The sequence below is a fragment of the Paraburkholderia bannensis genome (assembly GCF_014200455.1).
Lineage (GTDB): Bacteria > Pseudomonadota > Gammaproteobacteria > Burkholderiales > Burkholderiaceae > Paraburkholderia > Paraburkholderia bannensis_A.
The window spans coordinates 25369-50509 of sequence record NZ_JACHBW010000010.1; the positions used below are offsets into that span (position 1 = coordinate 25369).

General features: G+C 62.6%; 24 protein-coding genes and 1 tRNA gene. 1 reads left to right on the plus strand and 24 read right to left on the minus strand.

Annotated elements, in window-relative coordinates:
- Positions 1 to 3: 3 nt before the first annotated feature.
- From nuoK to F4827_RS17590, 18 genes are all read right to left on the minus strand, one after another.
- A complete protein-coding gene (gene nuoK / locus F4827_RS17505; RefSeq protein ID WP_006052894.1) occupies positions 4 to 309 on the minus strand; it encodes an NADH-quinone oxidoreductase subunit NuoK in 306 nt (101 codons plus the stop codon).
- A 13-nt stretch (positions 310 to 322) separates the two neighbouring features.
- Complete coding sequence (locus F4827_RS17510; RefSeq protein WP_183725376.1) at positions 323 to 1030, minus strand: NADH-quinone oxidoreductase subunit J; 708 nt, start codon at positions 1028 to 1030, stop codon at positions 323 to 325.
- A 174-nt stretch (positions 1031 to 1204) separates the two neighbouring features.
- Positions 1205 to 1693: an NADH-quinone oxidoreductase subunit NuoI gene (gene nuoI / locus F4827_RS17515; RefSeq protein WP_183725378.1), complete on the minus strand. Its 489-nt coding sequence runs from the start codon at positions 1691 to 1693 to the stop codon at positions 1205 to 1207.
- Positions 1694 to 1707: 14 nt separating this feature from the next.
- Positions 1708 to 2772, minus strand: a complete 1065-nt coding sequence (nuoH, locus tag F4827_RS17520; protein ID WP_167069901.1) for an NADH-quinone oxidoreductase subunit NuoH — start codon at positions 2770 to 2772, stop codon at positions 1708 to 1710.
- Positions 2773 to 5106: an NADH-quinone oxidoreductase subunit NuoG gene (gene nuoG / locus F4827_RS17525; protein ID WP_183725380.1), complete on the minus strand. Its 2334-nt coding sequence runs from the start codon at positions 5104 to 5106 to the stop codon at positions 2773 to 2775.
- A gap of 95 nt (positions 5107 to 5201) precedes the next feature.
- Entirely contained in the window at positions 5202 to 6530 is a 1329-nt protein-coding gene (gene nuoF / locus F4827_RS17530) for an NADH-quinone oxidoreductase subunit NuoF (protein WP_183725382.1), read from the minus strand.
- Entirely contained in the window at positions 6527 to 7012 is a 486-nt protein-coding gene (gene nuoE / locus F4827_RS17535; protein WP_183725384.1) for an NADH-quinone oxidoreductase subunit NuoE, read from the minus strand. The genes nuoF and nuoE overlap by 4 nt, the downstream gene beginning before the upstream one ends.
- A 153-nt stretch (positions 7013 to 7165) precedes the next feature.
- Positions 7166 to 8419, minus strand: a complete 1254-nt coding sequence (locus tag F4827_RS17540; protein WP_183725385.1) for an NADH-quinone oxidoreductase subunit D — start codon at positions 8417 to 8419, stop codon at positions 7166 to 7168.
- Positions 8420 to 8428: 9 nt separating this feature from the next.
- A complete protein-coding gene (locus tag F4827_RS17545; protein WP_183725386.1) occupies positions 8429 to 9034 on the minus strand; it encodes an NADH-quinone oxidoreductase subunit C in 606 nt (201 codons plus the stop codon).
- Between the two features lie 23 nt (positions 9035 to 9057).
- Positions 9058 to 9537 carry an NADH-quinone oxidoreductase subunit B family protein gene (locus F4827_RS17550; RefSeq protein ID WP_027819582.1) on the minus strand — a complete coding sequence of 160 codons (480 nt, stop codon included), beginning with the start codon at positions 9535 to 9537 and terminating at the stop codon, positions 9058 to 9060.
- 71 nt (positions 9538 to 9608) lie between these two features.
- Positions 9609 to 9968, minus strand: coding sequence for an NADH-quinone oxidoreductase subunit A (gene ndhC, locus F4827_RS17555; RefSeq protein ID WP_027819583.1), 360 nt, complete (start codon positions 9966 to 9968; stop codon positions 9609 to 9611).
- 166 nt (positions 9969 to 10134) lie between these two features.
- Positions 10135 to 10219 (minus strand) — tRNA-Leu (locus F4827_RS17560).
- 110 nt (positions 10220 to 10329) lie between these two features.
- Positions 10330 to 10743 (minus strand): preprotein translocase subunit SecG, encoded by a 414-nt coding sequence (secG, locus tag F4827_RS17565; protein ID WP_183725387.1) that lies wholly within the window; start codon positions 10741 to 10743, stop codon positions 10330 to 10332.
- Between the two features lie 94 nt (positions 10744 to 10837).
- A complete protein-coding gene (tpiA, locus tag F4827_RS17570; RefSeq protein ID WP_183725388.1) occupies positions 10838 to 11620 on the minus strand; it encodes a triose-phosphate isomerase in 783 nt (260 codons plus the stop codon).
- A 155-nt stretch (positions 11621 to 11775) separates the two neighbouring features.
- Positions 11776 to 12792 carry an NAD(P)H-quinone oxidoreductase gene (locus F4827_RS17575; protein WP_183725389.1) on the minus strand — a complete coding sequence of 339 codons (1017 nt, stop codon included), beginning with the start codon at positions 12790 to 12792 and terminating at the stop codon, positions 11776 to 11778.
- 140 nt (positions 12793 to 12932) lie between these two features.
- Positions 12933 to 15074, minus strand: coding sequence for a polyribonucleotide nucleotidyltransferase (gene pnp, locus F4827_RS17580; protein ID WP_183725390.1), 2142 nt, complete (start codon positions 15072 to 15074; stop codon positions 12933 to 12935).
- 370 nt (positions 15075 to 15444) lie between these two features.
- The gene (gene rpsO / locus F4827_RS17585; protein ID WP_027795476.1) at positions 15445 to 15714 is read right to left on the minus strand and encodes a 30S ribosomal protein S15; all 270 of its coding nucleotides are present in this window, start codon (positions 15712 to 15714) and stop codon (positions 15445 to 15447) included.
- 129 nt (positions 15715 to 15843) lie between these two features.
- Positions 15844 to 17136, minus strand: coding sequence for a branched-chain amino acid ABC transporter substrate-binding protein (locus tag F4827_RS17590; protein WP_183725391.1), 1293 nt, complete (start codon positions 17134 to 17136; stop codon positions 15844 to 15846).
- Positions 17137 to 17331: 195 nt separating this feature from the next.
- Here F4827_RS17590 and F4827_RS17595 point away from each other — a divergent pair, with 195 nt between their 5' ends.
- Positions 17332 to 17844: a hypothetical protein gene (locus tag F4827_RS17595; RefSeq protein ID WP_183725393.1), complete on the plus strand. Its 513-nt coding sequence runs from the start codon at positions 17332 to 17334 to the stop codon at positions 17842 to 17844.
- 81 nt (positions 17845 to 17925) lie between these two features.
- Here the strand turns inward: F4827_RS17595 and F4827_RS17600 are convergent, their stop codons facing one another.
- From F4827_RS17600 to F4827_RS17625, 6 genes are all read right to left on the minus strand, one after another.
- A complete protein-coding gene (locus F4827_RS17600) occupies positions 17926 to 19473 on the minus strand; it encodes a 2-isopropylmalate synthase (protein WP_183725395.1) in 1548 nt (515 codons plus the stop codon).
- Between the two features lie 315 nt (positions 19474 to 19788).
- Positions 19789 to 20664, minus strand: coding sequence for a CDP-diacylglycerol--serine O-phosphatidyltransferase (pssA, locus tag F4827_RS17605; RefSeq protein ID WP_183725397.1), 876 nt, complete (start codon positions 20662 to 20664; stop codon positions 19789 to 19791).
- Positions 20665 to 20674: 10 nt separating this feature from the next.
- Positions 20675 to 21328, minus strand: coding sequence for a phosphatidylserine decarboxylase (locus F4827_RS17610; RefSeq protein ID WP_183725400.1), 654 nt, complete (start codon positions 21326 to 21328; stop codon positions 20675 to 20677).
- A 147-nt stretch (positions 21329 to 21475) separates the two neighbouring features.
- Complete coding sequence (gene ilvC / locus F4827_RS17615) at positions 21476 to 22492, minus strand: ketol-acid reductoisomerase (RefSeq protein ID WP_183725401.1); 1017 nt, start codon at positions 22490 to 22492, stop codon at positions 21476 to 21478.
- 126 nt (positions 22493 to 22618) lie between these two features.
- Positions 22619 to 23110 carry an acetolactate synthase small subunit gene (ilvN, locus tag F4827_RS17620; RefSeq protein WP_028205690.1) on the minus strand — a complete coding sequence of 164 codons (492 nt, stop codon included), beginning with the start codon at positions 23108 to 23110 and terminating at the stop codon, positions 22619 to 22621.
- Positions 23111 to 23225: 115 nt separating this feature from the next.
- On the minus strand, positions 23226 to 25001 hold the full coding sequence (locus tag F4827_RS17625) for an acetolactate synthase 3 catalytic subunit (RefSeq protein WP_183725812.1): 1776 nt from the start codon (positions 24999 to 25001) through the stop codon (positions 23226 to 23228).
- Positions 25002 to 25141: the final 140 nt, after the last annotated feature.

Here is a 25141-nt window from a genome sequence, read left to right on the forward strand (position 1 = left end):
GCCTTAGCCTTTGAGCTGATCGAGATCCTCGACATTGATCGTGTCGAGGCTGCGGAACAGAGTCACAAGAATAGCCAGACCAATTGCTGCTTCCGCCGCCGCAACTGTAAGCACGAAGAACACGAAAATCTGTCCGTGAACGTCACCGAGATAATGCGAGAACGCAACGAAGTTCGTGTTCACCGCCAACAACATCAGTTCAATCGCCATCAGGATGATGATGACGTTGCGCCGATTCAGGAAGATGCCGACGATCGAGATCGCAAACAGGATCGCGCCGAGGACAAGGTAATGGGCCAGGGTCAACATAATGATTCGCTCCTTAGCTCTTCGTTGCGGGCGCGGCCGGAGCAGCACCAGGCGCAGCGGGAGCCGCTGCAGCGGCGTCGGCCGGCGCGGCTTCGGGTTCTTCCGGCACCTCGACCACGGCCGCCATCTTCACGATGCGCACACGGTCCCTGGCGCGCACGGCGACCTGCTTCGACACGTCCTGGCGCTTGCTATCCTTCGGCTCGCGCACGGTCAGGCCGATTGCCGCGACGATCGCCACCAGCAGCACGAGGCCGGCGACTTCGAAAGCGAAGATGTAATCGGTGTAGATGATCTTGCCGATCAGATGCGTGTTCGACATCGCACCCGACTGCGCCGCAGCGAGCGAGCCGTCGGCCACTGGCGTGGTGGTCGCGCCGTAGCCGTGCCAGAGGATCAGGGCGGTTTCGATCACCATGATCGCGCCGACGATGGTCGCCACCGGGATGAAGCGTTTGAAGTCGCGGCTCAGCACGTCGACGTTGATGTCCAGCATCATCACGACGAACAGGAACAGCACCATCACCGCGCCCACGTAGACGAGCACCAGCAGGATCGCGAGGAATTCGGCCTCGAGCAGCATCCAGACCGCGGCCGCATTGAAGAACGCGAGCACGAGAAAGAGCGCGGACGAGACAGGATTGCGCGCGGTGATCACCTTCAGCCCTGACAGCGTGAGCAGCAGTGCGAAGATGTAGAACAGGACGGTCGTGAATTCCATGATTACTGGTTCATCGTTGAGGCCATCATAAGGCGGATTGCGCAGCGCAGACTGGCGGCCAGACCAGGGAGCGTCGCGCCGCGAGGGGCGGCATACGGAGTCGCGGCATTTTCAGGCGCAGGCGCACCCCGCAGCCGGCCCGAACCGCGGGCCGATGCAGCGTCAAACTGAAGATCAACGGTACGGTGCATCTGCTGCCTTGTTCGCCGCGATCTGCGCTTCGTAGCGATCGCCCACGGCCAGCAGCATTTCCTTCGTGAAATACAGATCGCCGCGCTTCTCGCCGTGGTACTCGAGAATGTGCGTTTCGACGATCGAATCGACCGGGCAGCTCTCTTCGCAGAAACCGCAGAAGATGCACTTGGTCAGATCGATGTCGTAGCGCGTGGTGCGGCGCGTGTTGTCGGCGCGCACGTCCGATTCGATGGTGATGGCCATCGCCGGGCACACGGCTTCGCACAGCTTGCACGCGATGCAGCGCTCTTCGCCATTTTCATAGCGGCGCAGCGCATGCAGCCCGCGAAAACGCGGCGAGATCGGGGTCTTTTCCTCCGGGAACTGCACCGTGACCTTGCGCTTGAAGGTGTAGCGACCCGTCAGCGCGAGACCTTTGAGCAGCTCGGTCAGGAAGAACGTCTTGAAAAACTGTTGAATAGCGGTCATGTTTCGTTCGCCCCTTATTTCCAGATGCTCAGCGGCGACATATACCAGAAGCCCACCACGATCAGCCAGACCACGCACACCGGAATGAACACTTTCCAGCCCAGACGCATGATCTGGTCATAGCGGAAGCGCGGGAACGTCGCGCGGGCCCAGATGAATACCGACAGGAAGAAGAAGGTCTTCAGGACCAGCCAGAACACGCCCGGGATGAAATCGAGGAACGCGAACGGTGCGCTCCAGCCGCCAAGGAACAGCACCGACGTGAGCGCCGAGATCACGATCATGTTGATGTACTCGGCGAGGAAGAACAGCGCGAAGCCCATCCCCGAGTAATCGACCATGTGACCGGCCACGATTTCCGATTCGCCTTCGACCACATCGAACGGGTGACGGTTGGTTTCCGCGAGACCCGAGATGAAGTAGACGACGAACATCGGCAAGAGCGGCAGCCAGTTCCACGAAAGGAACGTGATGCCGTGGCTCGCGAACATGCCCTGCATCTGCTGGCGCACGATGTCCGACAGGTTGAGGCTGCCCGACACCATCAGCACCACGACGAGCGCAAAGCCCATCGCGATTTCATACGACACCATCTGCGCTGCGGCGCGCATGGCGCCCAGGAACGCGTACTTCGAGTTCGAAGCCCAGCCGGCGAGAATCACACCGTAGACGCCGAACGAGGAAATCGCCATCACGTAGAGCAGACCGGCGTTGATGTCGCCGAGCACCGCGCCTGCCTGGAACGGAATCACCGCCCAGACTGCGAAGGCCGGCACCACCACCATGATCGGCGCGACCATGTAGACCCAGCGGCTCGCCTGGGCGGGCTGGATGACTTCCTTGAGCAGCAGCTTCAGCACGTCGGCGATCGGCTGCAGCATGCCGCCAGGACCGACGCGGTTCGGGCCCAGACGCACATGCATCCAGCCGATGAGCTTGCGCTCCCACAGGATCAGGTACGCCACGCACAGCAGGATCACCACCGCGACGACGAGAATGCGCACCAGCGCCCACACCGTGGGCCAGGCCACGCCGAGCAGCTGGCTGCCGCCTGCATTGATCGTATCGAACAAGCTCATTTACGCCTTCTCCACCAGCAGTTCACCGAACAGGCTGCCGAGCTGCGCACCGGCCGGCGTGGCCGCCGACAAACGCACCGCCGTCGGCGCAAGATTCGCATCACGCGTCGCGGGCAGCGTCACCGACAGCTCGCCTTGGCGCACGCGCACGGCTTCGCCTTCCTTCAGGCCGAGCTGGTCGAACAGCGCGGCCGGCAAGCCAACCGCGTTGGCCACGCGCGCGGCCGTGGTGAGGTGCAACGCCTCGGAGCGGCGCACGATCGGATCGGCGTGATAGATGGGCACATCGGCGATACGCTCGAAGCGGCCTTGCGCTGCCTTCGCGAGGCTGCCACGTGCAACCGCTGCGCCAGCCTTGTTCGACAGACGCGCTTCGAAGCTGCCGTCGCCGATAGCCTTGCGGCGCACTTCTTCGGCGGCGTCGTATTCGAAGCCCGGCAGGCCGAGCAGGTTACCGAGCACGCGCAGGACCTTCCAGGCCGGACGCGTTTCGCCAAGCGGGCGCACCACGCCGTTGAAGATCTGCACGGTGCCTTCGGCATTGACGAAGGTGCCCGACGTTTCCGTGTACGGCGCGATCGGCAGCAGCACATCGGCGTAATCGAGGCCGGTCTTGAACGGCGAGAACACCGCGACCATTTCGGCTTGCGCGAGCGCAGCGCGCGCAGCAGCCGGATTGGCCGTGTCGAATTCGGGTTCGACGTTAAAGAGCAGATAACCCTTGCGCGGCTGCTCGAACACTTCGCGTGCGTTCAGACCTTCGCGGCCCGGCAGCGCGCCAACCAGATGCGCGCCAACCGTGTTGGCGGCTTCCGTGAGGAAGCCGAGCGTGGCGCCCGTGGTCTCAGCGATGAAGTGAGCCGCGGCGTGCAGACGCGAGAATTCCGGATGCTGAACCGCGGCGTTGCCGAGCAGCACGAAACGGCGCTCGCCTGCTGCAAGCGATGCGGCGACCTGCTTCGCGGCTTCGCTCGCCTGTGCGCCAGCGAAGCCTTCCGGCACAGCGACGCCCTTCGCTTCGGCAACCGCTGCTGCAATCGCCGCCAGTTCGTCGAGCCATGCCGACGGCGCAGCGACGATGCGTTGTGCGTTCGGGATCAGCGAGCCATCGGCCGTCGCGTTGAGGAACGACACCTGGGCGCCGCCCTTCGCAGCCTGACGCAGACGCGCGGCGAACAGCGCGTGGTCGCGACGCAGGAACGAGCCGACGATGAAGGCGGAGTCTGCGTACGACAGATCGGCGATCTTCGTGCCGAGCCACGGCGCGCCTTCCAGCGGCGCAGAGAAGTCGCTCTGGCGCAGGCGGAAGTCGACGTTCGGCGTGCCGATCGCGTCCGCAAGCTGCTTCACGAGATACAGTTCTTCGACGGTGCTATGCGGGCTGACCAGCGCGGCGAGCATGTTCTCGCCATGATCGTCGCTGATGCCGCGAATGCCCTTGACGACGTATTCAAGCGCGGTCTGCCAGTCGGTTTCGACCCACTCGCCGCCCTGCTTGATCATCGGACGCGTGAGGCGGTCTTCGGCGTTCAGGCCTTCGTACGAGAAGCGGTCCTTGTCCGAGATCCAGCATTCGTTGACGGCTTCGTTCTCGAAAGGCAGCACGCGCATGACGCGATTGTTCTTCACCTGCACGACGAGGTTTGCACCGGTCGAATCGTGCGGGCTCACCGACTTGCGGCGCGACAGTTCCCAGGTACGCGCCGAGAAGCGGAATGGCTTGCTCGTGAGCGCGCCCACCGGGCACAGGTCGATCATGTTGCCCGACAGCTCCGAATCCACGGTCTGGCCGAGGAAGGTGCTGATTTCCGAGTGCATGCCGCGGCCGAGCATGCCAAGCTCCATCACGCCGGCGATTTCGTCGCCAAAGCGCACACAGCGCGTGCAGTGGATGCAGCGCGACATCTCTTCCATCGAGATGAGCGGACCGACGTTCTTGTGGAACACGACGCGCTTTTCTTCGCTGAAGCGCGAGGCCGACTTGCCGTAACCCACTGCCAGATCCTGCAGCTGGCACTCGCCGCCCTGATCGCAGATCGGGCAATCCAGCGGGTGGTTGATCAGCAGGAATTCCATCACGGCTTGCTGGCCCTGCACGGCCTTGTCCGAGGTCGTGCGCACGACCATGCCCTGCGACACCGGCGTCGCGCACGCAGGCACCGCCTTCGGCATCTTTTCGACATCGACGAGACACATCCGGCAATTGGCCGCGATGGACAGCTTCTTGTGATAGCAGAAGTGCGGAATGTAGGTATCCACGCGCTGCGCAGCCTGGATCACCATGCTGCCCTCGGGCACCTGCACCTTCTTGCCGTCTATTTCAAGTTCAACCATGATGGTTAATCGTCCCTAACCTGTTACCGCTCAATTGCACAGCGGCATTCCCCGCTACGCGGTTCGCGCACAACGCGCTGTCTTCACTCGCCCAGTCAGGCGGCCACGGTTTCCGAGGCCGCGTGCGAGTCGGCATGACCGCCGACCAGACAACGCTTGTTGTGAACGTGATATTCGAATTCGTCCCAGTAGTGCTTGAGCATGCCGCGCACCGGCATGGCCGCCGCGTCGCCGAGCGCGCAGATCGTGCGCCCCATGATGTTGCCCGCCACCGAGTTCAGCAGATCCAGGTCTTCCTGGCGGCCAAGGCCGTGCTCGATACGGTTCACCACGCGATAGAGCCAGCCCGTGCCTTCGCGGCAAGGCGTGCACTGACCGCACGACTCTTCGTAGTAGAAGTACGAGAGGCGCAGCAGCGAGCGCACCATGCAGCGCGTTTCGTCCATGACGATGACCGCGCCCGAGCCGAGCATCGAGCCCTGCTTGGCGATGGAGTCATAGTCCATGTCCGTCTGCATCATCAGATCGCCCGGAATGACCGGCGCCGACGAGCCGCCCGGAATCACGGCCTTGAGCTTCTTGCCGCCGCGTACGCCGCCGGCGAGTTCCATCAGCGTCGCGAACGGCGTGCCGAGCGGAATCTCGTAATTGCCCGGACGCTCCACGTCACCGGAGATCGAGAAGATCTTGGTGCCGCCGTTGTTCGGCTTGCCGAGTTCCATGTACGCCTGCGGACCGACGGTCAGCAGGAAGGGAACGGCCGCGAAGGTTTCGGTGTTGTTGATCGTGGTGGGCTTGCCGTACACGCCGAAGCTTGCCGGGAACGGCGGCTTGAAGCGCGGCTGGCCTTTCTTGCCTTCGAGCGATTCGAGCAGCGCGGTTTCCTCGCCGCACACGTAAGCGCCATAACCATGGTGCGCGTGCAACTGGAACGAGAAGTCCGAGCCGAGAATGTTGTCGCCCAGAAAGCCCGCGGCGCGCGCTTCATCGAGCGCGGCTTCGAAACGTCGATACACCTCGAAGATTTCGCCGTGGATGTAGTTGTAGCCCACGGTGATGCCCATCGCGTACGCGCCGATGGCCATGCCTTCGATCACCGCATGCGGGTTCAGGCGCAGGATGTCGCGATCCTTGAACGTACCCGGCTCGCCTTCGTCCGAGTTGCAGACGAGGTACTTCTGCCCCGGGAACTGACGCGGCATAAAGCTCCACTTCAGGCCGGTCGGGAAGCCCGCGCCGCCACGGCCGCGCAGACCACCCGCTTTGACGTCGGCAATCACCTGCTCGGGCGGAATCTTTTCCTCGACGATACGGCGCAACTGGGCGTAGCCGCCGCGCGCAACGTAGTCCTGGAGGTGCCAGTTCTCGCCATTGAGGCCCGCGAGAATCAGGGGTTTGATGTGACGATCGTGCAACGCAGTCATTTCGCAAGCTCCTCGAGCAGCTGGTCGATCTTCTCGCGGCTCATGAAACTGCACATGCGGTGGTTGTTCACCAGCAGCACCGGTGCGTCGCCGCATGCGCCCATGCACTCACCTTCTTTCAAGGTGAACTTGCCGTCGGGCGTGGTTTCGCCGAAGTCGATACCGAGCTTCTGCTTCAGATAGTCGGCAGCGCCTTCCGCGCCGCCATCCGGGCCGAGCTGACACGGCAGGTTCGTGCAGAGCGTGATCTTGTGCTTGCCGACCGGCCGGGTCTCGAACATCGTATAGAAGGTGGCGACTTCCTGGACTGCCACCGGGGGCATGCCGATGTAGTCGGCCACGAACTGCATCAGTTCGGCAGACAGCCAGCCATGCTCCTCTTGAGCCACGGCCAAAGCCGCCATCACGGCGGACTGTCGCTGATCGGCGGGGTACTTCGACAGCGCGCGATCGATTTCTTTCAGGCCTTCAGCTGAGATCATTTCAGACACGACTCTTTCAATTCCTACCGTTTCAATTCCCGCCAGACAAATTCCTGCCGCGCGTTGTGCATGCCTGCTCGCTGCGTCAGACGTGGCGTTCCCGGTATTTCGCCGCGCGCACCGCACCTGCGGTGCGCGCCGGCAGTTTGTTACCTAGCGGTCGATTTCACCGAACACAATGTCCTGCGTACCGATGATCGTGACCGCGTCGGCAATCATGTGGCCGCGCGCCATTTCATCCAGCGCCGACAAGTGGGCGTAACCGGGCGCGCGGATCTTCAGACGATACGGCTTGTTCGCGCCATCCGACACCAGGTAGATGCCGAATTCACCCTTCGGATGCTCGACGGCTGCGTATGCCTCGCCTTCGGGCACATGGAAGCCTTCCGTGAAGAGCTTGAAGTGGTGAATCAGCTCTTCCATGTTCGACTTCATGTTCACGCGCGACGGCGGCGCAACCTTGTGATTGTCGACCATCACCGGCCCCGGATTCTTGCGCAGCCACTCAATGCACTGTTTCGCGATCCGGGTGGACTGGCGCATCTCTTCGATACGCACGAGATAGCGGTCGTAGCAATCGCCATTGACGCCCACCGGAATGTCGAAATCCAGCTGGTCGTAGACTTCGTACGGCTGCTTCTTGCGCAGATCCCATTCGATGCCCGAACCGCGCAGCATCGCGCCCGTGAGACCCAGCTGCATGGCGCGCTCGGGGCTGACCACGCCAATGCCCACCAGACGCTGCTTCCAGATGCGGTTGTCGGTGAGCAGCGTTTCATACTCGTCGACACAACCCGGGAAGCGCGTGAAGAAGTCGTCGATGAAGTCCAGCACCGAGCCCTGGCGCGCTTCGTTCATCTTCGCGAGCGCCTTCTCGTTGTGGATTTTCGACGCTTTGTATTGCGGCATTGCGTCCGGCAGATCGCGATAGACGCCGCCCGGACGGTAGTACGCCGCGTGCATACGCGCGCCCGACACCGCCTCGTAGACGTCCATCAGATCTTCGCGCTCGCGGAACGCATACAGGAACACCGCCATCGCGCCGACGTCGAGCCCGTGCGAGCCGATCCACATCAGGTGGTTCAGGACGCGGGTGATTTCGTCGAACAGCACGCGGATGTACTTGGCGCGGATCGGCACTTCGAGGCCGAGCAGCTTCTCGATCGCGAGCACATAGCCGTGCTCGTTGACCATCATCGACACGTAGTCGAGACGGTCCATGTACGGCACGGACTGGATGAAGGTCTTGTTTTCGGCGAGCTTTTCGGTCGCGCGATGCAGCAGGCCGATATGCGGATCGGCGCGCTGGATCACTTCGCCGTCGAGTTCGAGCACGAGGCGCAGCACACCGTGCGCTGCCGGGTGCTGCGGGCCGAAGTTGAGCGTGTAATTCTTGATCTCTGACATGCGACCCTCTTAGTGTTTCCTCAGACCACCGTAGCGATCCTCGCGGATCACACGCGGCGTGATCTCGCGCGGCTCGATCGTAACCGGTTGATAGACTACGCGCTTCTGCTCCGGGTCATATCGCATCTCGACATAGCCGGAGATCGGGAAGTCCTTGCGGAACGGATGGCCGATGAAACCATAGTCGGTCAGGATACGGCGCAGGTCGGGGTGGCCTTCGAAGACGATGCCGAACAGGTCGAACGCTTCACGTTCGTACCAGTTGGCCGAATTCCAGATTTCCACAACGGAGGGAACGATAGGCACATCGTCGTCCGGCGCGAACACGCGCAGACGCAGACGCCAGTTGTTCGTGATGGAGAGCAGATGCGAGACAGCCGCGAAACGCGGACCCTCCCAGACGCCGTCGCCATAGGTTTGATAGTCGACGCCACACAGGTCGACCAACTGTTCGAAGCGCAGCGACGGATTGTCGCGCAATTCTGTCGCGACATTCAGGTAATCTACCGCTTTTATGACCAAGGTCAACTCACCGAGCTTTTCAGTGAGGCTGACGACGCGCGCACCAAGGGCCGCTTCGAGGTTCGCTTTCAGGGTCTCGAGTTTGCTTGCCATATTGTGGGGGAGGCGTTTGGCCTTTATTGACGGGCGATGGTGCTAGTGCGGCGAATCTTCGCCTGCAACTGGATCACCCCGTAGACGAGGGCTTCCGCTGTAGGCGGGCAACCCGGCACGTAGACGTCGACGGGCACGATGCGATCGCAGCCGCGCACGACAGAATACGAATAATGGTAGTAACCGCCACCGTTGGCGCATGACCCCATCGAGATGACCCAACGCGGCTCGGCCATCTGGTCGTAGACCTTGCGCAGCGCCGGCGCCATCTTGTTGCAGAGGGTGCCAGCGACGATCATCACGTCGGACTGACGCGGACTCGGGCGAAACACTACGCCGAAGCGGTCGAGGTCGTAACGGGCCGCGCCCGCGTGCATCATTTCGACCGCGCAACACGCCAGGCCGAACGTCATTGGCCACAGGGAGCCAGTGCGCGTCCAGTTGATCAGCTTGTCAGCCGTAGTGGTGACAAACCCTTCCTTCAAGACCCCTTCGATACTCATTGCTTTCCACTCCAGCGGACGGCCTGCAGTGCCCCCACAGTACCGCCCATGCTAACCGGCGATTTAACCCGTCATTCCCAGTCGAGACCACCTTTCTTCCAGATGTAGGCAAAGCCCAGCAGGAATTCGAGCAGAAACAGCATCATCGACAGGAAGCCCGGCCAGCCGATGTCGCGCAGGGCCACGCCCCACGGAAACAGGAAGGCCGTTTCGAGGTCGAAGATGATGAAGAGAATGGCCACGAGGTAATACCGTACATCGAACTTCATGCGCGCGTCTTCGAACGCTTCAAAGCCGCACTCGTACGGTGAATTCTTTTCGCTGTTTGGCCGATTGGGACCGAGGATCTTGCCGATACTGACCAGCGCCACGCCCAGACCAAGACCTACGAGAAGGAACAACAGGACGGGGTAATAGGTAGCGAGGTTCAAGGCTATCCTCTATCGGTTGGTTCTGAGGTTCCGCAGGAGAACTTCTGGTCGCTCCGCGGGAATTGCTTTACTTTTTTCGCGCTGCGAACAAAACAAACACGACGTATAAAGCAAAAATGCCAGCCGAAGCTGATGAAGCAAGCGGCTGGCATTTTATCGAATACATTGGTGCCGACGGCGAGACTCGAACTCGCACAGCTTTCGCCACTACCCCCTCAAGATAGCGTGTCTACCAATTTCACCACGTCGGCACTACATGCAATCCGGGAGAACAATTTTTGCAACCCGCGAATCGCTTCAAGACTTAAATTCTAACCCGTTCCCGTCATTTGTTCAATGCACAAAAACAGATTTTTGAAACTTATTTCGGAACGTCGTTACCCGGTGCCGAAGGCGCTACAGCAGCAGATGCAGCCGTTGAAGCCACTGCTGGAGCGCTGACATTGGACGCTGCGGAAACACTCGCTGCGACCGGCGCGGAAGCGACGACCGGGGCCGGAGCCGAAGCACCCAGCACGCCCGCCGAAGGCTTCGCATGATACGACCCCAGGTAGGTTAACGCAAGCGTCGACACGAAAAACACTGTTGCGAGAACTCCCGTTGTACGCGACAGGAAATTCGCGGAACCGCTCGCGCCAAAGAGACTGCCCGACGCGCCGCTACCGAAGGCCGCACCCATATCGGCGCCTTTGCCGTGCTGCAGCAAGACGAGGCCGATCACCCCGAGCGCCGACAGAAGCTGGACGACGATAATCAACGTTTTCAAATACAGCATCACACTCACCTGAGTCCTGGTTGAACGCATGCCCTGGCTGGGATGCGCATGGTAAGACGGCACGACCCTCGCCAGAGGCGCCGTGCGCGATCCTTTAGCCCGCGACGCTCGCGCCCGCCGCAGCGGCCGCGCAGATCGCGAGAAAATCCTGTGCCTTGAGCGCCGCCCCGCCGATCAGGCCGCCATCGATATCGGCCTGACGGAACAGCTCAGCCGCATTCTCCGGCTTCACGCTGCCGCCGTACAGCAGCGGCACGTGCGCTACCTCCGCACCCTTGGCCAACAGACGCGCGCGCAGGAATGCGTGCACCTGCTGCGCCTGTTCGGCCGTCGCGCTCTTGCCCGTGCCGATCGCCCACACCGGCTCGTAAGCAACCACGATCTGCGCGGCTTCTTCGGCCGACAGCACCGCCAGCACCGCGTCCAGTTGCGCACCGACCACCTGCCCGGTCGCGCCGCTTTCGCGCTGTTCCAGCGTTTCGCCCACGCAGACGATCGGCGTCACGCCGGCCGCCAGCGCGCGCTGAGTCTTCACCGCGACCAGCTCAGAGCTTTCGCCGTGGTACGCACGACGCTCCGAGTGACCGACGATCACAAAGCCCGCTTCGAAATCGGCGATCATGCCCGCAGCAACTTCACCGGTGTAAGCGCCCTGCTCGTGCGCCGAGACGTCCTGCGCGCCCCACACCACGCGGCTGCCGCCGAGCAGCGCCTGCGCCTGCGCGAGATAGGGGAACGGCACGCACACGCCGACGCGCACGTCGGCAGGCAGCGCCTGCACGCCCTGCGCGACGCTTTCGAGCAATGCAGCGTTGGCCGCGAGGCGGCCGTGCATCTTCCAGTTACCGACTACGAGCTTCGATCGTTGTTTCGTCATTGTTTCGGTTGCTGTTAAAAGCGGACGCAAAACACATCATTTTACTGTGTGTAATTGAAGCGGGTCAAACCGACCCACCGCTCACACGCGAAAATTTGCGTCGAAAAAACCAGGAAAATCAAGCACGAACCCAAAAGCCTGAAGCAAATCCGCGATCACGCCGCCTGATTCCAGTCGAGCACGATCTTGCCGATGTGCTCGCTGCTTTCCATCAGCGCGTGCGCCTGGGGAGCCTGCGCGGCCGCAAACACCTTGTAGACGACCGGCTTGATGCGACCGTCTTCGAGCAGCGGCCAGACCTGCGCATGCAGTTCCCCCGCAATCTGCGCCTTGAAGTCGACCGAACGCGCACGCAGGGTCGAACCCGTGATCGTCAGACGGCGACGCAGGATCTCGCCCATATTGATCTCGCCCTTCGCGCCGCCCAGCGTGGCGATCAGCACGATGCGCCCGCCCGTCGCCAGCGCCGACAGTTCGCGCGCGACATAACCGCCCGCCACCATGTCGAGAATCACGTCGACGCCACGGTCATGCGTAAGCGCCTTCACGACCTCGACGAAATCTTCGCTGCGGTAGTTGATTGCACGCTCCGCGCCGAGCGCTTCGCAGGCGCGGCACTTGTCGTCCGAGCCGGCGGTTGCGAACACGCGAAAACCCAGCGCATGGGCGATCTGGATCGCCGTCACGCCGATACCGCTCGAACCGCCCTGCACCAGCAGCGTCTCGTTCTCGCCGCCCTCGCCACGGCCGAGCTGGGCGCGCTGGAACACGTTGCTCCAGACGGTGAAGAAGGTTTCCGGCAGCGAAGCCGCTTCGATATCGGTCAAGCCCTTGGGCACCGGAAGGCACTGGCCGAGCGGCGCAACCGCGTATTCGGCATAGCCGCCGCCCGCAATCAGCGCGCACACGCGATCGCCGATCTTCAGGCCAAACGGATTGTTCTTTTCGTCGATGCTGCCGCCGACGATTTCACCCGCGACTTCCAGCCCCGGCAGATCGGAAATGCCCGGCGGCGGCGCGTAGGAACCCTTGCGCTGGAACACATCCGGGCGGTTAACGCCCGAGGCGCTGACCTTGATCAGCACTTCGCCGGCTTTCGGCTCGGGCGTGGCGCGCTCGGCCAGTTTGAGCACGTCCGGCGCACCGAATTCGGTGATCTCGATTGCCTTCATTTTCGCGTCTCCCAAGGGGCTTGGCCCAGGTGTGGATGGCGCTGCGCCCGCGACGCGGCGCGCACGGCAATCCCACCTACATTCTCATAAAAAAACGGCCGGCGCGCTCATCGCGCTGCCGGCCGCTTCTGCGCGCCGCCTTACTGCTGCGGTTCGCCTTGCGGTGCGTTGCCGCCTTCGTTCAGCAGCGCCTTCGCCGACAGACGCACACGACCCTTCTCATCCGTCTGGATGACCTTGACCTTCACGATCTGGCCTTCCTTGAGATAGTCGTTGATGTCCTTGATGCGCTCGTTGGCGATTTCGGAGATGTGCAGCAGACCATCCTTGCCCGGCAGCAGGTTCACGATCGCGCCGAAATCCAGCAGCTTCAGAACCGCGCCTTCGTAGACCTGGCCGACTTCGACTTCAGCCGTGATGTTTTCGATGCGCTTCTTCGCTTCGGCCATGCCTTCGCTCGAAGTCGAAGCGATCGTCACGACGCCGTCGTCCGAAATGTCGATGGTCGTGCCGGTTTCCTCCGTCAGCGCGCGGATCACCGAACCGCCCTTGCCGATCACGTCGCGGATCTTTTCCGGGTTGATCTTGATGGTGATCATGCGCGGCGCGTAAGCCGACAGTTCGGTGTTCACGCCCGACACCGCCGAGGTCATCTTGCCGAGGATATGCAGACGGGCTTCGTGCGCTTGCGCGAGCGCGACCTGCATGATTTCCTTGGTGATGCCCTGGATCTTGATGTCCATCTGCAGCGCGGTCACGCCAGCTTCCGTACCCGCGACCTTGAAGTCCATGTCGCCGAGGTGATCTTCATCGCCGAGGATGTCGGTCAGCACCGCGAACTTGTTGTCTTCGAGGATCAGGCCCATCGCGATGCCGGCGACGTGCGCCTTCATCGGCACGCCGGCGTCCATCAGTGCGAGGCAGCCGCCGCACACCGAAGCCATCGACGACGAACCGTTCGATTCGGTTATTTCCGAAACGACGCGGATCGAGTAGCCGAATTCTTCGGCGCTCGGCAGGCACGCGGCGAGCGCGCGCTTGGCCAGACGGCCGTGGCCGACTTCACGGCGCTTGGGCGAGCCAACACGGCCCGTTTCGCCGGTCGCGAACGGGGGCATGTTGTAGTGCAGCATGAAGCGGTCGCGGTACTCGCCTTCGAGCGCGTCGATGATCTGCTCGTCGCCCTTGGTGCCGAGCGTCGCAACGACCAGCGCCTGCGTTTCGCCACGCGTGAACAGCGCCGAACCGTGGGTGCGCGGCAGCACGCCGGTGCGGATTTCGATCGGACGGACCGTGCGCGTGTCACGGCCGTCGATACGCGGTTCGCCGTTCAGGATCTGCGAACGGACGATCTTCGCTTCGAGGTCGAACAGCACGTTGCCGACCGTCGCCTTGTCGGCGGCGACGGTGCCGGCAGCAGCCGCGTCTTCTTCGAGCTTCGCCGACGTTGCTGCGTAGACTTCCTTCAGCTTGGTCGAACGCTGTTGCTTGTCGCGCAGCTGGTACGCGGCGAGCAGGTCGCTGTACGCCAGTTCCGTCACGCGCGCGATCAGCGCTTCGTTCTTCGGGGCCGGCTGCCAGTCCCACTCGGGCTTGCCGCCGTCGCGAACCAGTTCGTGGATCGCATCGATAGCCGTTTGCATCTGCTCGTGGCCGAACACGACCGCGCCGAGCATCACGTCTTCCGGCAGCTGGTCGGCTTCCGATTCCACCATCAGCACCGCGCGTTCGGTGCCGGCGACCACGAGGTCGAGGCGCGACTGCTTGCTTTGCGAGCGCGTCGGGTTAAGAACGAATTCGTTGTTGATGTAGGCCACGCGTGCAGCGCCGACCGGGCCGTTGAACGGCAGGCCCGAGATCGCCAGCGCAGCCGACGCGCCGATCAGCGCGGGGATGTCAGCCGGGATTTCCGGGTTGATCGACAGGACGTGGATCACGACCTGGACTTCGTTGTAGAAGCCTTCCGGGAACAGCGGGCGCAGCGGACGGTCGATCAGGCGCGAGATCAGCGTTTCGCCTTCCGACGGACGGCCTTCACGGCGGAAAAAACCGCCGGGGATCTTGCCGGCCGAATAGGTCTTCTCAAGATAATCGACGGTGAGCGGGAAGAAGTCTTGACCTGGCTTGGCCGTCTTCGCGCCGACGACGGTCGCGAGCACGACGGTGTCTTCGACGTCGACGATGACGGCGCCGCTCGCCTGACGGGCGATTTCACCGGTTTCGAGGCGCACATTGTGCTGGCCCCATTTGAATTCCTTCACGACTTTATTGAACATGGTCATGGTCACTCACTCCTTACTCATTTGTTATGCGCCGCCCGCACACGCGGACGATGCGGCAAGACAGGTTCCGATGCCGCGCAGGTCAGAGGAGTGTTATGCCATTCCATCGCATCGCGCGGCGGCGAACACGCTGCGGCGCACTGTCGCGCCGCACGATGCGATGGAATGACACAAAACTCTGCCCCGTGGCCCGGCCCTGCTGCTTGTACTGCCGGTGTACTGCCCTTTTTTACTGCACTTGTACTGCCTGTTACTACGTGGTGCTGCCTTGTACCGCTATCCGGCACGCATCGCGAGAAGCGTACCGTTCAAAAACAAAATGCCTGCATCAGTGGAACTGACACAGGCATCTTTCTGCAAGACCTTGCGATTACTTGCGCAGACCCAGCTTCTCGATCAGAGCGCGGTAACGATCAGCGTCCTTGCCCTTCAGGTAGTCGAGCAGCTTGCGGCGGCGGCTCACCATGCGCAGCAGACCGCGGCGGCTGTGGTGGTCCTTCGCGTGCGACTTGAAGTGGCCAGTCAGTTCGTTGATACGCGACGTCAGGAGTGCAACCTGAACTTCGGGCGAACCCGTGTCGCCGGTGCCGCGCGCGAATTGCGCGACGATGTCGGACTTCTTGATATCTGCTACGGACATTTTGCTTTTCCTGTAAAACAAACGAGCGGTCACGGAAGAAAGGCCGTGCCGTGCCTGGTTCTTTACTAAAACTACTCACCGCAAGATACGGCGAGTCCGGGATTGTAGCACAACCGGACCGCCCGGCGATCAGGGCCGCTTCATCTGGCAGGTCGTGGCCAGCACGGTGCGCGCGGCGGGCAGTGCCAGCACCGTGCGGAAACCGTATCCCGAGCCCTCATTGTCGTAGCGCACGCCCGGCGTGCCCTGCTTGTCCATCTGCATGACGTAAAGGGGCTGGATCATCTGGTGATCGTCGGCGCGCATCCACGTCGGATGGAAACCGTTGTCGAAACGCATGCCTTCCAGCGCCTTCGCCACCGCCGCGGGATCAGCGGAACCGGCCTTGGTGATGGCCTGCGCCAGCATTTCGACCAGCATTTCCATGCGCAGCACCGGATAGTCGTCCTGCGCCGCCGGATAGCGCGCGCGGAACGCCTGATACCACGCGTCCGAGGACGCACCGCCCGCGTTCGGATGCCAGTCGGCGACCGCGAGCACGCGCTTGACGCCCGCATCGCCGAGCGCCGCGGGCGCCCCCAGGCCGTTGCCGTAGAACGTGTAGAAGCGCGTCTCGAGCCCTTGCTCGCGCGCCGCCTTCACCAGCAGCGTGAGGTCGCCGCCCCAATTGCCGGTAATCACGGCGTCCGCGCCCGAGGCGCGAATCTTGGCGATATACGGCGCGAAATCCTTCACGCGGCCAATCGGATGGAATTCGTCGCCCACCACGGCGATGTCCGGACGCTGCCTGGCCAGCGCCGCGCGCGCGAGCGTGCTCACGTCGTGGCCAAAGCTGTAGTCCTGGTTGAGCAGATAGACCTTCCTCAGCGATTTATCGGCGGCGATCACATCGGCGAGCGCGTCCATGCGCATGCCCGCGTGCGCGTCGAAGCGGAAATGCCAGAAGCTGCAATTCGCATTGGTGAGTGCGGGATCGTCGGCGGAATAGTTGAGGAACAGCTCGCGGTTATCGGGCTCGCGGGCGTTCTGGCGATCGATCGCGCCGATCAGCGCGGCCGCCACCGCCGAACTGTTGCCCTGCAGGACGAAGCCGATATGGCGATCTTGCGCCGCGCGCAATTGCATCAGCGCGGCTTCGGTGCTGCCCTTGCTGTCGAGCACAACCAGCTCCAGCGGATGACGTCCATCGGCGAGCGTCACGCCGCCCGCCGCGTTCACGCGCTCCACGCCAAAGCGTAGATTGCGCTCGACCGCCGCGCCCGCATCGGCGAACGGACCTGACATGCCTTCGATCAGCGCGAGCTGGATCGGCTTGCCCGTGGGCGCGTCGGCTGCCTGCGCGCTCGCGCTCAAGGCGCTCGAACCAAGCAGCCCCAGCGTTGCCGCGAGCGCAGCCGCCGCGTGTCTGTATCGTCCCTTCATGCGCTCATCGCCTCATCGGATCCATCACGGAAAGCGCGGATCATAGGACGGACACAGGTTGCGCGGCAAGCTTAACGCTGTTCATCGGCCCTCCTCGCGCGATCGCGCCGTGTCAAAATAACGGCTCCATAACTGGCGCATTCGCTGGCACTCGCAGTGGCTGCGGCCAGTACGCAATCGCGCCCGGGAGACTCCATGTTCAAGCGCCGTTCCCTTGTTCGTTTCATGGCCGCCGGGCTAGGCGCGCTCGCGCTGGCCGGCTGCGTGCCGCCGTGGCAGCAGTTTCACGCGGGCGACGACGCCCAGGCCGTGACCGCGCGCTTCGGCCAGCCCAAGGAAGTCTACGATTTGCCCGACGGCGGCAAGCGCCTGATGTGGCCCACCCAGCCGATGGGCGAAACCACCATCGCCGCCGATATCGATGGCAGCGGCAAGGTCATCAACGTGCGCCAGGTGCTGCAGCCCAACGAGTTCTACAAGGCCGAAATCGGCAAATGGACGCGCACGGACGTGCTCGTGAACTTCGGCCGCCCGGAAGAAACCGCCTACTTCCCGCTGATGAAGAAAGAAGCGTGGACCTATCGCTATCTGGAAGACGGCGTCTGGTACATGCTCTACAGCTTCTACTTCGACGATCAGGGCATCCTGCGGCTGACGCAGAAGACGCCCGATCCGCTGCACGATCCGGATCTGCGCAACAGGTTCTGATGCGCCGCGACCCAAGACGCCGAAAAGCAAAACCCCCGCGCTCTCGCGAGCACGGGGGTCTTTTATCGCATCAGCGAAAGCTTACGAACGCTGCGGATTGAGCTTGTCGTTATCTGAATGCAGCTTGTTGAGCGCCGAAATATACGCCTTGGCCGAAGCCGCGACGATATCCGGATCGGTGCCGACGCCGTTGACGATACGGCCAGCCCTCGACAGACGCACCGTCACCTCGCCCTGCGCCTGCGTGCCGGTTGTGATCGCGTTCACCGAGTACAGCAAGAGTTCCGAGCCGCTGCCGACTTCGGTTTCGATCGCGTTGAAGGTGGCGTCCACCGGGCCGTTGCCGGCCGCTTCGCCCGTGACTTCCGAACCATCGGCCGAGAACACGATGCGCGCGTGCGGACGCTCACCGGTTTCCGAACGCTGTGACAGCGCGACGAACTTGTAGTGCTCCTTCTCCTGCGCTTCGGCCGATTCTTCGGTGACGATCGCAATAATGTCTTCGTCGAAGATTTCGGCCTTGCGGTCGGCCAGTTCCTTGAAGCGTGCGAACGCGCTGTTGAGTTCGGCTTCGCTGTCGAGCGAGATGCCGAGTTCCTGCAAACGCTGCTTGAACGCATTGCGGCCCGAGAGCTTGCCGAGCACGATCTTGTTCGCGGTCCAGCCCACATCTTCCGCGCGCATGATTTCGTAGGTGTCGCGCGCCTTGAGCACGCCGTCCTGGTGGATGCCCGACGCGTGCGCGAACGCGTTCGCGCCCACCACCGCCTTGTTCGGCTGCACCACGAAACCGGTGATCTGCGACACGAGCTTCGAAGCCGGCACGATTTGCGAGGTGTCGATGCCCAGATCGAGGCCGAAGTAGTCCTTGCGGGTCTTCACGGCCATGACGATTTCTTCGAGCGACGTATTGCCCGCGCGCTCGCCCAGACCGTTGATCGTGCACTCGACCTGACGCGCGCCGCCAATCTGCACGCCTGCCAGCGAGTTCGCCACGGCCATGCCCAGGTCGTTATGGCAGTGCACCGAAAACACCGCCTTGTCCGAGTTCGGAATGCGCTCGCGCAGCGTCTTCACGAGGTTGCCGTAAAGTTCCGGCACGCCGTAGCCGACCGTATCGGCGATATTGATCGTCGTCGCGCCTTCGGCGATCACGGCTTCGAGCACGCGGCACAGGAAGTCCATGTCCGAGCGGCTGCCGTCTTCCGGCGAGAACTCCACGTCGTTGGTGAACTTGCGCGCGAAACGCACCGCCAGCTTCGCCTGCTCAAGCACCTGTTCCGGCGACATGCGCAGCTTCTTCTCCATGTGCAGCGGCGACGTGGCGATGAAGGTGTGAATGCGGAAGTGATCGGCGGGCTTGAGCGCGTCGGCGGCGCGCTGGATGTCCTTGTCGTTGGCGCGGGCCAGCGAACAGATCGTGCTGTCCTTGATCATGCCGGCGATCGTGTGGATCGCGTCGAAATCGCCGTTCGAGCTGGCCGCGAAGCCGGCTTCGATGATGTCGACCTTCATCCGCTCAAGCTGCTTCGCGATGCGGATCTTCTCTTCCTTCGTCATCGACGCGCCAGGCGACTGCTCGCCGTCACGCAAGGTCGTATCGAAAATGATGAGCTTGTCTGCTGCCATTTTGGGTCTCCGGGGGGACTTGTTCAGTGTCTAGAAACGGATTTTGGGTGTTCGCGCCACCGATGGCGACGCTGACAATGAACGAGGCTTACGGAGGGCGAGCGAGATCAGCGCGGCAGGCGCGCTAGCGCTAGCGTGCGTAGGGGCGCGCCGGCTTGAAGGGAGAAGAAGGGGAACGGGATGCTGTCCATCAGCCGACTATAGCCGGATTCCGGTGATAGCGCAATCCGAATGCGCCCGGTCGTCGCGTGCGCCAAAAATAAAAAGGGCCGCGCTCGCGCGCAGCCCTCTTTGCATTGAGGCGATCCCGCCGCCCTATCGCTCTCTTGGCGACGATCTTGCCGGGTTGTTACGCCCGCGCACCGACTGCCAGGCCCAGAACACATAGCCCGACAGGCCATAGAGCACGAACAGGCCGAACAGCATCAACGGCGGATCGGACGACACCAGCACGAAGGCCACCACCACCAGCAGGGTGGCCGCGAACGGCACGCGATGGCGCACGTCGAGCGCCTTGCCGCTGTAGAACGGCGCGTTCGACACCATCGTCACGCCCGCGTAGATGGTCAGCACGAAGGCCACCCACGGCAGCCACGACAGCTTCACGGGCACGCGGTTGTCAGTGGCGAGCCACACGAAACCGGCGATCAGCGCCGCCGCAGCCGGACTCGGCAAGCCCTGGAAGAAGCGCTTGTCCACCGAGCCGATATTGGTGTTGAAACGCGCAAGGCGCAGCGCCGCGCCCGAGCAGTAGACGAAGGCCGCCAGCCAGCCCCAGCGCCCGAGGTCCTTGAGCACCCACTCGTACATCACGAGCGCGGGCGCGACGCCAAACGAGACCATGTCCGAGAGACTGTCGAACTGCTCGCCGAACGCGCTCTGCGAATGCGTCATGCGCGCGACGCGGCCGTCCATGCCGTCGAGCACCATCGCCACGAAGATGGCGATAGCCGCCACCTCGAAGCGCACGTTCATCGCCTGCACGACGGCGAAGAAGCCGCAGAACAGCGCGGCCGTGGTGAACGCATTGGGCAGCAGATAAATGCCACGCTTCTTCAGGAATTCCTGGCGCGCGGCCCTGCGGCTCGCCGCAGGCCCGACAGACTCCTGCATGGCCTTGTTGCGGCGGAACGGACGCGGCAGCGGTGCGCTGCCGGGATTACGGGGTCGACGCGGTTTGAGTCCGGCCATCGCTACCCCCTTATGCCGATTGGGTCGGCAGTTCAGCGAGGATCGTCGACGAGGCGGACACCTTCTCGCCAATCGACACGCGCGGACGGCTGCCCACCGGCAGATACACGTCGACGCGCGAGCCGAAGCGAATGAAGCCATAGCGCTGGCCGCGCGAGAGCGGCTCGCCCGCGCGCACGTAGCAGAGAATGCGGCGCGCGATCAGGCCGGCGATCTGCACCGAGGTGACGGTCGTGCCGTCGGCCATCGTCAGCACCACGGCATTGCGCTCGTTCTCGGTCGACGCCTTGTCGATAGCGGCGTTCAGGTACGCGCCCGGGAAGTACTCGACCTTGGCGACGGCGCCATCCACGGGCGAGCGTTGCGAGTGGACGTTGAAGACGTTCATGAACACGCTGATCTTCAGCGCTTCACGGTTGGCATACGGGTCGTGCGCGGTTTCGACCGCAACGATGCGGCCATCGGCCGGGCACAGCACGGCATTGACCTGGGTCGGGATCGGCCGCGGCGGATCGCGGAAGAACTGAACGACGAAGATCGTGATGAGCCAGAACGGCCAGGCATAGCCGAAGCCTGCGACCGCATGGATCAAGAGCGTCACGACGGCCGCAATGGCGATGAACGGCCAGCCTTCGCGCGCGATGATCGGATGGGGGTAATTCATAGTGGCTTCGCTGTTATTTTAAAAACCGTAGCATAGCAAAAGCCGCCCAGGCATCATCGCACCTGGGCGGCTTTTGTTGAATCTGGTTCAGGTATGACGGCTGCGCGCTCGTCAAAACCGCGCAGCCAGTCACACAGCTGTGTCAGATTAGTTCTTCGACTGGTCGACCAGCTTGTTCGCGGCGATCCACGGCATCATCGCGCGCAGCTTCGCACCGACCGTTTCGATCTGGTGCTCGGCGCCCAGACGGCGGCGCGATTGCAGCGTCGGAGCGCCAGCCTTGTTTTCAAGGATGAAGCTCTTGGCGTATTCGCCGGTCTGGATGTCCTTGAGAACTTCCTTCATGACCTTCTTCGTCTCTGCCGTGACCACGCGCGGGCCCGTCACGTACTCGCCGTACTCGGCGTTGTTCGAGATCGAGTAGTTCATGTTGGCGATGCCGCCTTCATAGATCAGGTCGACAATCAGCTTCAGTTCGTGCAGGCACTCGAAGTAGGCCATTTCCGGCGCGTAGCCGGCTTCCACCAGCGTTTCGAAGCCCGCCTTGATCAGCTCGACCGTACCGCCGCACAGGACAGCCTGTTCGCCGAACAGATCGGTTTCGGTTTCTTCGCGGAAGTTCGTTTCGATGATGCCGGCACGGCCGCCGCCGTTGGCTGCCGCGTACGACAGGGCGATGTCACGCGCTGCGCCCGACTTGTCCTGATGGACAGCGATCAGGTGGGGCACGCCGCCGCCTTGCGAGTAGGTGCCGCGAACCGTGTGGCCCGGCGCCTTCGGCGCGATCATGATGACGTCCAGATCGGCGCGCGGGATCACGGCGCCGTAGTGAACGTTGAAGCCGTGCGCGAATGCGAGGGCTGCGCCGTTCTTGATGTTCGCGTGAACTTCCTTCGCGTAGACGTCAGCGATCTGCTCGTCCGGCAGCAGCATCATGACGACGTCGGCGCTCTTCACCGCTTCGGCCACTTCCTTGACCTGCAGGCCGGCGTTCTCAGCCTTGCTCCACGATGCGCCGTTCTTGCGCAGACCGACCGTGACGTTCACGCCGCTGTCCTTCAGGTTCAGCGCGTGTGCGTGGCCTTGCGAGCCGTAACCGATGATCGTGACCTGCTTGCCCTTGATGAGGGAGAGATCGGCGTCCTTGTCGTAGAAAACTTTCATGTTGGTTCCTTGGCGAGAGTCTGGTGAATTTCGGTACTGCTATTAGCTTTTGCTGCGCCGGATGCGGCGTGTCTCCAGGGACATTCATCCGGCCAGGTTCCGGTGCAAGATCGACTGTGGTCGGGGTTACACCTTCAGAATGCGCTCTCCGCGCCCGATGCCCGAGCCGCCCGTACGGACGGTTTCGAGAATGGCGGTTGCGTCGATCGCTTCGATGAAAGCGTCGAGCTTTTCGCTCGCGCCCGTCAGTTCGATCGTGTAGGTCTTTTCGGTGACGTCGATGATGCGGCCGCGGAAAATATCCGCCATCCGTTTCATCTCCTCACGTTCCTTGCCGACCGCCCTTACCTTGATCAGCATTAGCTCGCGCTCGATGTGGGCGCCCTCGGTAAGGTCGACCACTTTCACCACCTCGATCAGGCGGTTCAGATGCTTCGTGATCTGTTCGATCACGTCGTCCGAGCCAATGGAAACGATGGTCATGCGCGACAGCGAACGGTCTTCGGTCGGCGCCACCGTCAAGGTTTCAATGTTGTAGCCGCGTGCGGAGAACAGACCGACCACGCGCGAGAGCGCGCCCGGTTCGTTTTCCAGCAGAACGGAAATGATGTGTCTCATGATGTGATCCGCGATTTATCCAGTTGAGCGTGACTGCCGCCCTTCCCCGCGAGCCCGCGCGTCCCTCGTGTGGACGCGCGCCGCGTGAGGTCGAAACGGCGCCGTGCAAATACCGTTACAGGTCTTCCGAGCCGAGCAGCATCTCGGTGATGCCCTTGCCGGCCTGAACCATCGGCCAGACATTTTCGGAAGGGTCGGTCTGGAAATCGAGGAACACCGTGCGGTCCTTCAAGCGCAGCGCTTCCTTGAGCGCCGGCTCCACATCGGCCGTTTTTTCGATCCGCATGCCGACGTGGCCGAACGCTTCGGCGAGCTTCACGAAGTCAGGCAGCGCATCCATATAGGAATGCGAATAGCGCTTGCTGTATTCGATCTGCTGCCACTGGCGGACCATGCCGAGGTAGCGGTTGTTCAGCGAAATGATCTTCACGGGCGTGTCGTACTGCTTGCAGGTCGACAGCTCCTGAATGCACATCTGGATCGAGCCTTCGCCCGTGATGCACAGCACGTCGTCGTCCGGGTGGGCCATCTTCACGCCCATCGCCGCCGGCAGGCCGAAGCCCATGGTGCCGAGACCGCCCGAATTGATCCAGCGGCGCGGCTGGTTGAAGCGATAGAACTGCGCCGCCCACATCTGGTGCTGGCCGACGTCCGAACACACGAAGGCGTTGCCGCCCGTGAGTTCCCACGCCTTTTCCACCACGTACTGCGGCTTGATGATCTCGCTCGAACGGTCGAACTTCAGGCAGTTCTTTTCACGCCAGCCTTCGATCTCCTTCCACCAGTCGGCAAGCGCTGCGGTATCGGGGCCGTGTTCGGCGTGCTGAAGCTGCTCGATGAGCTCCTTGAGCACTTCCTTGACGTCGCCGACGATGGGGATATCAACCTTCACGCGCTTCGAGATCGACGACGGGTCGATGTCGATATGAATGATCTTGCGCGGGCGCGAAGCGAAGTGCGCCGGGTCGCCGATCACACGGTCGTCGAAGCGCGCACCGATGGCGATCAGCACGTCGCAGTGCTGCATGGCCATGTTGGCTTCGTAAGTGCCGTGCATGCCGAGCATGCCGAGGAACTTGCGGTCGCTTGCGCGGTAGCCGCCCAGACCCATCAGCGTGTTCGTGACGGGGTAGCCGAGCAGATCGGCGAACTGGTTCAGTTCGCGCGATGCATCCGCGAGGACGATGCCGCCGCCGGTGTAAATATACGGACGTTTGGCCGAGAGGAGCAGCGACACCGCTTTGCGGATCTGCCCCGAATGGCCCTTGGTGACCGGGTTGTACGAGCGCAATGCCACGCTCTTGACCGGTTCATACGCGCACGGCGTCTTCGACACGTCCTTCGGAATGTCGATCAGCACGGGGCCGGGACGGCCGGTGCGCGCAATGTAGAAAGCTTTCTTGACGGTAGCGGCGAGGTCGCGCACATCCTTCACGAGGAAGTTGTGCTTCACGCAGGGACGCGTGATGCCGACCGTATCGCACTCCTGGAAGGCGTCTTGACCAATCGCGGCGGTAGGCACCTGGCCGCTGATGATCACCATCGGGATCGAGTCCATATAGGCCGTCGCGATGCCCGTCACCGCATTGGTGACGCCAGGTCCCGAGGTCACGAGGCACACGCCGACATTGCCGGTCGAACGCGCATAAGCGTCCGCCGCGTGCACGGCAGCCTGTTCGTGGCGCACGAGAACGTGCTGGATCTTGTCCTGCTTGTACAGCTCGTCGTAGATGTAGAGTACCGAGCCGCCGGGGTAGCCCCAGATGAATTCGACCTGTTCGTCGGCGAGCGCCTTCATCAGCACGGTTCCGCCGATGGACGTTGCAGCTTGAGGGTCAGATTCTTGCGAGGGGGGGACCGACGTGGAGAATTCCGCGCTGGGCATATTCATCATTCACCTTTCGAAATTTCGGCAAAAATTTGATCGGGTGCTCTCTGCCGGGCTTGTGGCTCGGGTTCAAGCGGCGCGTCCAGTTGACAGATGAGCTTCTTGGGCCACATCCGAATTGAGACAAGTCACTTATGTTGCGA

Bases quoted from the DNA above. Each gene is read 5' to 3' on its own strand.
- nuoH (WP_167069901.1), bottom strand. From the start codon at position 2,772: ATGAGCTTGTTCGATACGATCAATGCAGGCGGCAGCCAGCTGCTCGGC.
- F4827_RS17610 (WP_183725400.1), bottom strand. From the start codon at position 21,328: ATGAATTACCCCCATCCGATCATCGCGCGCGAAGGCTGGCCGTTCATC.
- F4827_RS17595 (WP_183725393.1), top strand. From the start codon at position 17,332: ATGTTCAAGCGCCGTTCCCTTGTTCGTTTCATGGCCGCCGGGCTAGGC.
- ilvC (WP_183725401.1), bottom strand. From the start codon at position 22,492: ATGAAAGTTTTCTACGACAAGGACGCCGATCTCTCCCTCATCAAGGGC.
- nuoG (WP_183725380.1), bottom strand. From the start codon at position 5,106: ATGGTTGAACTTGAAATAGACGGCAAGAAGGTGCAGGTGCCCGAGGGC.
- nuoI (WP_183725378.1), bottom strand. From the start codon at position 1,693: ATGACCGCTATTCAACAGTTTTTCAAGACGTTCTTCCTGACCGAGCTG.
- nuoK (WP_006052894.1), bottom strand. From the start codon at position 309: ATGTTGACCCTGGCCCATTACCTTGTCCTCGGCGCGATCCTGTTTGCG.
- F4827_RS17590 (WP_183725391.1), bottom strand. From the start codon at position 17,136: ATGAAGGGACGATACAGACACGCGGCGGCTGCGCTCGCGGCAACGCTG.
- F4827_RS17600 (WP_183725395.1), bottom strand. From the start codon at position 19,473: ATGGCAGCAGACAAGCTCATCATTTTCGATACGACCTTGCGTGACGGC.
- F4827_RS17510 (WP_183725376.1), bottom strand. From the start codon at position 1,030: ATGGAATTCACGACCGTCCTGTTCTACATCTTCGCACTGCTGCTCACG.
- F4827_RS17545 (WP_183725386.1), bottom strand. From the start codon at position 9,034: ATGGCAAGCAAACTCGAGACCCTGAAAGCGAACCTCGAAGCGGCCCTT.
- pnp (WP_183725390.1), bottom strand. From the start codon at position 15,074: ATGACCATGTTCAATAAAGTCGTGAAGGAATTCAAATGGGGCCAGCAC.
- F4827_RS17575 (WP_183725389.1), bottom strand. From the start codon at position 12,792: ATGAAGGCAATCGAGATCACCGAATTCGGTGCGCCGGACGTGCTCAAA.
- nuoE (WP_183725384.1), bottom strand. From the start codon at position 7,012: ATGATCTCAGCTGAAGGCCTGAAAGAAATCGATCGCGCGCTGTCGAAG.
- ilvN (WP_028205690.1), bottom strand. From the start codon at position 23,110: ATGAGACACATCATTTCCGTTCTGCTGGAAAACGAACCGGGCGCGCTC.
- F4827_RS17540 (WP_183725385.1), bottom strand. From the start codon at position 8,419: ATGTCAGAGATCAAGAATTACACGCTCAACTTCGGCCCGCAGCACCCG.
- F4827_RS17625 (WP_183725812.1), bottom strand. From the start codon at position 25,001: ATGAATATGCCCAGCGCGGAATTCTCCACGTCGGTCCCCCCCTCGCAA.
- pssA (WP_183725397.1), bottom strand. From the start codon at position 20,664: ATGGCCGGACTCAAACCGCGTCGACCCCGTAATCCCGGCAGCGCACCG.
- F4827_RS17550 (WP_027819582.1), bottom strand. From the start codon at position 9,537: ATGAGTATCGAAGGGGTCTTGAAGGAAGGGTTTGTCACCACTACGGCT.
- rpsO (WP_027795476.1), bottom strand. From the start codon at position 15,714: ATGTCCGTAGCAGATATCAAGAAGTCCGACATCGTCGCGCAATTCGCG.
- nuoF (WP_183725382.1), bottom strand. From the start codon at position 6,530: ATGACTGCGTTGCACGATCGTCACATCAAACCCCTGATTCTCGCGGGC.
- tpiA (WP_183725388.1), bottom strand. From the start codon at position 11,620: ATGACGAAACAACGATCGAAGCTCGTAGTCGGTAACTGGAAGATGCAC.
- secG (WP_183725387.1), bottom strand. From the start codon at position 10,743: ATGCTGTATTTGAAAACGTTGATTATCGTCGTCCAGCTTCTGTCGGCG.